Below are 6,164 nucleotides of genomic sequence, written 5' to 3' on the forward strand. Positions count from 1 at the left end.
CGCACGGACCAAGCCGGGCGCCGCGGCCAATGAACCGAACGCGCCGCTAAGCGTAAGGCTGGCGTCCCCCCCGGAGCCGCGCTTGTTCGAGTTCTCCAGCTATCATGTGCTGCTCGCCGCCCTGGGTGTGGCGATCATCCTCGCCTACTGGCTGCCGAGGTTCTTCTCGGGCCGCGAGCCGGCGGCCTCGGCGCTCCTGATCGGCCTGGGCTTTCTCATCTTCGGCTGGATCCCGGGCATGCCCGAGGCGATCAGCCCGGTCACCTCGCCCAAGGTCTGGGAGGTGGTCAGCGAGCTTTGCGTGATCGTGGGCCTGTTCGGCGTCGGCCTGCGGATCGACCGGATCTTTGACCGGGGGCGGTGGACGCCTACCGTCCGCCTTCTGGCGGTGGCGATGCCGTTGACGATCGTGGCGCTGGCGGTGGTCGGCTGGGCCTGGGCTGGTCTGGGTCTGACCGCGGCCCTGCTGCTGGGCGCCGTGCTGTCGCCTACCGATCCCGTCCTCGCCAGCGACGTGCAGGTGGGCCGACCGACCGAGGGCGGCGAGCACCCCGTGCGCTTCACCCTCACCACCGAAGCCGGGCTGAACGATGGCCTGGCCTTTCCCTTCGTGCACCTGGCGCTCGCGCTGGCTGCTGCGGGCGCGCTGACGCTGGGCGTCGCAGGCGAGTGGCTGTGGCGCGACGTGCTGTTCCGGATCGCCATGGGCGCGGCCTGCGGTGCGGCCGTCGGCTGGCTGTTGGGCAAGATCCTGTTCGCCTTTCCCCGTGCGAACGCCCTGGCCGAGACCGAGTCCGGGGTGTTCGCCCTTGCGGGCGTGTTCGTCGCCTACGGCGTCACCGAACTGGCGGAGGGCTATGGCTTCATCGCCGCCTTCGTGGCCGGCCTGACCCTGCGGCGGATCGAGTCCGACCACGCTTTCCACGTCCGGCTGCACGACTTCTCGGAGACGATCGAGCATGCCCTGACGGCCATGCTGCTCATCGGCCTGGGCGCCGCCCTGCCCGCCGTCCTCGCGGAACTCGATCTCGCCACGGCCGCCGTCGCCGCGGCGCTGATCCTCCTCATCCGTCCGGCGGCGGGCTGGCTCAGCCTCTCGGGCACGCTGTTCTCAGGCCGGCGGCGGGCCGTGGTCGCGTTCTACGGCGTCCGCGGCGTCGGCTCGATCTACTACCTGAGCTACGCAGGTTCTCATGCGGATCTGCCCGAGGAAGGCCGCCTGTGGGCGATCGTCGCCTTTGCGATCCTGCTCTCCACGGTTCTGCACGGGTTCACGGCGGCCTTCGCCGTGGAGAAGGCGACCGGCGAGAAGCAGACCTGAGGTGATCAGGCCGGCTGCAGCGCCTCCTCGTGCAGGCGCTGCAGGCGCTCCACCTCGGCGGCCGAGCCCAGCATCACCGAGACGCGCTGGTGCAGGGACGCGGGCTTGGCGTCCAGCGTCGGCCCGAAGCCGTCGTAGGCCGCCCCGCCGGCCTGCTCGATGACCATGGCCATGGGGTTGGCCTCGTACATCAGCCGCAACTTCCCGGCCCGGTTCGGCTCGCGCGCGTCCCAGGGATAGAGGAAGACGCCGCCGCGCATGACGATGCGGTGCACGTCGGCGACCATCGAGGCCACCCAGCGCATGTTGAAGTTCTTGCCCCGCGCGCCGGTCTCGCCCGCCAGGCAGTCGTCGATGTAGCGGCGCACGGGCGGGGCCCAGTGACGCATGTTCGACGCGTTGATGGCGAACTCCTTGGTCTCGCGCGGGATCGAGACCGCCCCGATCACCTGCAGCCACTGGTCGGTCTCGGGATCCAGGGTGAAGGCGGTGACGCCGCGGCCGAAGGTCATGACCAGGGTGGTCTGGGGCCCGTAGACCACATAGCCGGCGGCCGCCTGATTGCGGCCCGGCTGCAGGAAGTCGGCTTCGGTGACGTCCCGCGGCGCCTCGGCGCTGACCGGCAGGACCGAGAAGATGGTGCCGATGGAGACATTCACGTCGATGTTGCTGGAGCCGTCCAGCGGGTCGAACAGCAGGAGGTAGCGCGCCTCGTCGGTCACCGGGCGGACGGGATGGACCGTGTCCATCTCCTCGGAGGCCATGCCGGCCAGGGCCGGCGCCTTGGCGCAGGCCTCCAGCAGGATGTCGTTGGAGATGACGTCGAGCTTCTTCTGGACCTCGCCCTGGACGTTCTCGCTCTCCAGCGCGCCCAGCACCTCGCCGGCCGCGCCGCGACGCACCAGGGCGCTGATCTCCGCGCAGGCGTCGGCCACCGCGCCGATCAGCTGAGCCAGGCCCGGCTCCGCGGCGCCGTCGGCGAGAAATTGGTCGAGCGTCACCGGCATCGTTCCCCCATGCGTACAGGCTGCGAATCCCCAGCCGGCCGCAGCTTCCGGCGATCAGCTCAACGGAAGCGTCGCCGTCAAGGTTCCCTTGCAGATTCCGAGGGGAGCTGGCGCCGCCACCAGGCGTGGAACAGCTCGGGCCAGGCGGCCGCGGGCTTGCCCGCCGCGCCCCGGATCCCGAAGCCGTGGCCGCCCTCCTGGAAGTAGTGGGCTTCGACCGGGACCCTGGCCCTCCGCAGGGCGGCCTGGAAGGCGAGGCTGTGCTCGATGGGCACCGACGGGTCGTCTGCGGCGTGGACGAGGAAGGTGGGCGGGACCTGCGGGCCTGCGCGCGTCTCCAGGGAGTAAGCGCTCACCTGGGCCTCCGACGGCGTCGAGCCCAGCAGGTTGCGGCGGGACTCGGCGTGGGTGATGGCCTCGCGCATCGAGATCACCGGATAGATGAGGCCCACGGCGTCCGGCCGCGCCGGCAGGCGGTCGGCGGCGTCGACGGGGGCATAGGTCGCGTCGGCGTGGCGCGTGGCGAGCATGGCCGTCGCGTGGCCGCCGGCCGAGAAGCCCACCGCCGCCACCTGGCCCCGGCTCCGCGCGCGGACCAGCCGCATCGCCCGCTGGGCGTCCTGCAGGGCCGCGTCGGGACCGGCCGCCCAGCCGTCGGCCGGCAGGCGGTAGAAGAGGACGTAGGCGGTGACCCCGCGCTGGGCGAGGACGCGGCCGAGCTCGAACCCTTCCTTGTCCACGACGACGCGGGCGTAGGCGCCGCCGGGCAGGAGGAGCGCCGCATCTCCCGTCGGCCTATCGGGCCGGAAGACCCGCAGCACGGCACGGGTGACGTTGAACACCGCCCGGTCACCCGGTTGTCCTGGCCGGGCGCGCTCCACCGTGCGCTCGACGAGCCCGGGCCTCACCCCGCCGGGCGGCCCGGCCGGCCAGAGCTCAATGACCTCGGTCGGGTCGGAAGCCTGGGCGGCGGCCGCGGCGGGCGCGGCGGGCGCGGCGGCCAGCGCGCTCGCGAGGAGGCTGCGGCGGTCGAGGTCCATGGGTTCTCCTTGGCCTATTGCTACCGGTGTCATAGCTTTCCGGGAAGGGAGGAACAGCATGGGTGAGACGAGCCGGCGACGGGTGCTGGGCGGCGCGGCCGCAGGCGTGGGCTGGATGGCCGCGGGCGGCGCCTGGGGCGCGGACCACCCGGTGGCGCAGACAACGGCGGGCCGTGTTCGCGGCTATCTCGATGGCGGAGTCCGGGTGTTCAGGGGCGTTCGCTACGGCGCTGACACGGGTCCGCGCCGCTTCCAGCCGCCCGTCCCGCCGACGCCCTGGCGCGGGATCGTCGAGGCCCACGCCTATGGCCCCGCCTCCCCGCAGCCCGGCCGCGAGCCGAACCAGGCCGAGGACTGCCTGTTCCTCAACGTCTGGACGCCCGGGCTCGACGCCGCCCGCCGGCCGGTGATGGTCTACTTCCACGGCGGCGCCTATTCGACCGGCTCCGGCTCCAGCCCGCTCTACGACGGCGCCCGCCTCGCCCGCCGCGGCGACGTCGTGGTGGTGACCGTGAACCACCGGCTGAACGCCTTCGGCTACGCCTATCTGGCCAGGCTCGTCCCCGAGCTGGCGGACTCCGGCGCCGCAGGCCAGCTCGACCTGATCCTGGCGCTGCGCTGGGTGCGCGACAACATCGCGGGGTTCGGCGGCGATCCCGCGCGGGTGATGGTGTTCGGCCAGTCCGGCGGCGGGGCCAAGATCGCCACCCTGATGGCCACGCCCGCCGCGGCCGGCCTGTTCCACCGCGCCGCGACCATGAGCGGCCAGCAGGTGACCGCCTCCGGGCCGCTGAACGCCCACCAGCGCACGCTGGCGTTCCTGGACGCCCTGAAGCTGAAGCCGGAGCAGGCCGCGGAGCTCCGCACCCTGCCCGCCCCGCGGCTGGTGGAGGCGCAGGCCGCCCGCGATCCGATCCTGCCGTTCGGCGGGATCTACTTCGGCCCGGTGCTCGACGAACGCAGCCTGACGCGCCACCCGTTCTACCCCGACGCGCCGCCCCAGTCGGCGAAGATCCCGATGATCATCGGCAACACCCACGACGAGACCCGCGCCTTCCTCGGCAACGACGAGACGAACTTCACCGTCGGCTGGGACGGGCTCGCCGCCAAGCTGATCCCGAACATGCGCGTGGACATCTCGCCGGAGCTGGTCATCGCCGAGTACCGGCGGCTCTATCCGCACTACAGCCCGAGCGACGTGCTGTTCGCCGCCACCACCGCGTCGCGCTCCTGGCGCGGCGCGATCATCGAGGCCGAGCTGCGCGCGCTGCAGGGGTCGCCGGCGTGGGTCTACCAGCTCGACTTCCGTTCCCCGGCGGAGGGCGGGCGGCTGGGCGCGTTCCACACCCTCGACATCCCCCTGGTGTTCGACAACACCGCCGCCGAGGGCTCGCGGACCGGCGACGGCCCAGAGGCGCGGCGGACCGCGGCGGCCATGAGCGAGGCCTTCATCGCGCTCGCGCGGACGGGCGACCCGAACCACCCCGCCCTGCCCCGCTGGGAGCCCTACGCCCTGCCCCGCCGGCAGACCATGATCTTCGACGCCGAGCCCCGGATGGCGGACGATCCCCGGGGTGAGGAGCGCGCCCTGTTCGCCAGGGTCCCCTACGTCCAGCCCGGAACCTGACGGGCGGGCAAGGGTTGCCGGGGCATGAGCGCCCACGCCCCCCTGCCCATCACCTACTTCTCCGACCTGCTGTGCATCTACGCCTATGCGAGCGAGGTCCGCCTGGCGAAGCTCCAGGAGGCGCACGGCCCGCGCGTGCGCGTCCAGCGGCGGTTCTGCGTCACCTTCGGGAACACCGAGGCCAAGATCGGCGAGGGCTGGAAGGACAGGGGTGGCTGGGAGGGCTTCGCCGACCACGTGCAGGAGGTGGCGGCCGGCTTCCCGCACCTCGATGTGGCCCAGGCCATCTGGCGCGACGTGCGGCCGACCAGTTCGCACGCGCCGCATCTCTTCCTGAAGGCCGTGGAACTGGCCTGCGGCCGTGAAGACTACGAGACCGCGACCCTGGCGCTGCGCCACGCCTTCTTCGCCGAGGCGCGGGACATCTCGCGCGGCGAGGTGCAGCGCTCGGCCGCGCGGGCCGCAGGCGTCGACGTCGGCGCCGCCGAGGCGCGCATCGAGGATGGTACGGCCTTCGCTGCCCTGGCCGGCGACTACGAGGCCGCGGAAACCCAGAAGGTGCAGGGCAGCCCGACCTTCGTCTTTCCCGAGGGGCGGCAGAAGCTCTACGGCAACGTCGGCTTCCGCATCATCGAGGCCAACGTCGCCGAGCTGCTGCGCCCGCCGGCGCCGGACGAGCCCGCCTGGTGCTGACCTAAGCCAGGGCGTCGGCCCGCAGCAGGCCGTCGAAATAGGTGATGGTCTTCTTCAGCCCCTCATCGAGCGTGATCGTCGGCTCCCAGCCGAGGATCTCCTTGGCCTTGGCGATGTTCGGCTGGCGCTGCTGGGGGTCGTCCTGCGGCAGCGGCCGGAACTCGATCTTCGACTTCGAACCGGTGAGGGCGATCACCTTCTCGGCGAGCTCGCGGATCGTGAACTCGCCGGGATTGCCAAGGTTGATCGGGCCGGTGACATCATCGCCGGTGGCCATGAAGCGCAGGAAGGCCTCCACCAGGTCGTCGACGTAGCAGAAGGAGCGCGTCTGGGCGCCCTCGCCATAGAGGGTGATCGCCTCGCCCTTCAGCGCCTGGACGACGAAGTTCGAGACCACGCGCCCGTCGTTCGGATGCATGCGCGGGCCGTAGGTGTTGAAGATCCGCGCCACCTTGATGCGCAGGTTGTGCTGGCGG

6 protein-coding genes are annotated in these 6,164 nt (G+C 72.0%); 3 read left to right on the forward strand and 3 right to left on the reverse strand.

Annotated features, from left to right (window positions below):
- Positions 1-82 precede the first annotated feature (82 nt).
- Positions 83-1,321 carry a cation:proton antiporter gene (locus tag VM685_RS14000; protein ID WP_325460771.1) on the forward strand — a complete coding sequence of 413 codons (1,239 nt, stop codon included), beginning with the start codon at positions 83-85 and terminating at the stop codon, positions 1,319-1,321.
- Positions 1,322-1,326: 5 nt separating this feature from the next.
- On the opposite strand, the gene VM685_RS14005 is transcribed toward VM685_RS14000, so the two are convergent.
- A complete protein-coding gene (locus tag VM685_RS14005; RefSeq protein ID WP_325460772.1) occupies positions 1,327-2,328 on the reverse strand; it encodes a class 1 fructose-bisphosphatase in 1,002 nt (333 codons plus the stop codon).
- A gap of 77 nt (positions 2,329-2,405) precedes the next feature.
- Entirely contained in the window at positions 2,406-3,368 is a 963-nt protein-coding gene (locus VM685_RS14010) for an alpha/beta hydrolase (RefSeq protein ID WP_325460773.1), read from the reverse strand.
- A 58-nt stretch (positions 3,369-3,426) separates the two neighbouring features.
- On the opposite strand from VM685_RS14010, the gene VM685_RS14015 reads away from it, so the two are divergent.
- Both VM685_RS14015 and VM685_RS14020 read left to right on the forward strand, forming a co-directional pair.
- Positions 3,427-4,995, forward strand: coding sequence for a carboxylesterase/lipase family protein (locus VM685_RS14015; RefSeq protein ID WP_414693373.1), 1,569 nt, complete (start codon positions 3,427-3,429; stop codon positions 4,993-4,995).
- A 24-nt stretch (positions 4,996-5,019) separates the two neighbouring features.
- Entirely contained in the window at positions 5,020-5,688 is a 669-nt protein-coding gene (locus VM685_RS14020; RefSeq protein WP_325460774.1) for a DsbA family oxidoreductase, read from the forward strand.
- A gap of 1 nt (position 5,689) precedes the next feature.
- On the opposite strand, the gene VM685_RS14025 is transcribed toward VM685_RS14020, so the two are convergent.
- The coding region (locus VM685_RS14025; RefSeq protein ID WP_325460775.1) for an NAD-dependent epimerase/dehydratase family protein at positions 5,690-6,164 on the reverse strand (475 nt) is incomplete at its 5' end.

This window comes from Phenylobacterium sp., from assembly GCF_035539035.1.
Classification (GTDB): domain Bacteria; phylum Pseudomonadota; class Alphaproteobacteria; order Caulobacterales; family Caulobacteraceae; genus Phenylobacterium.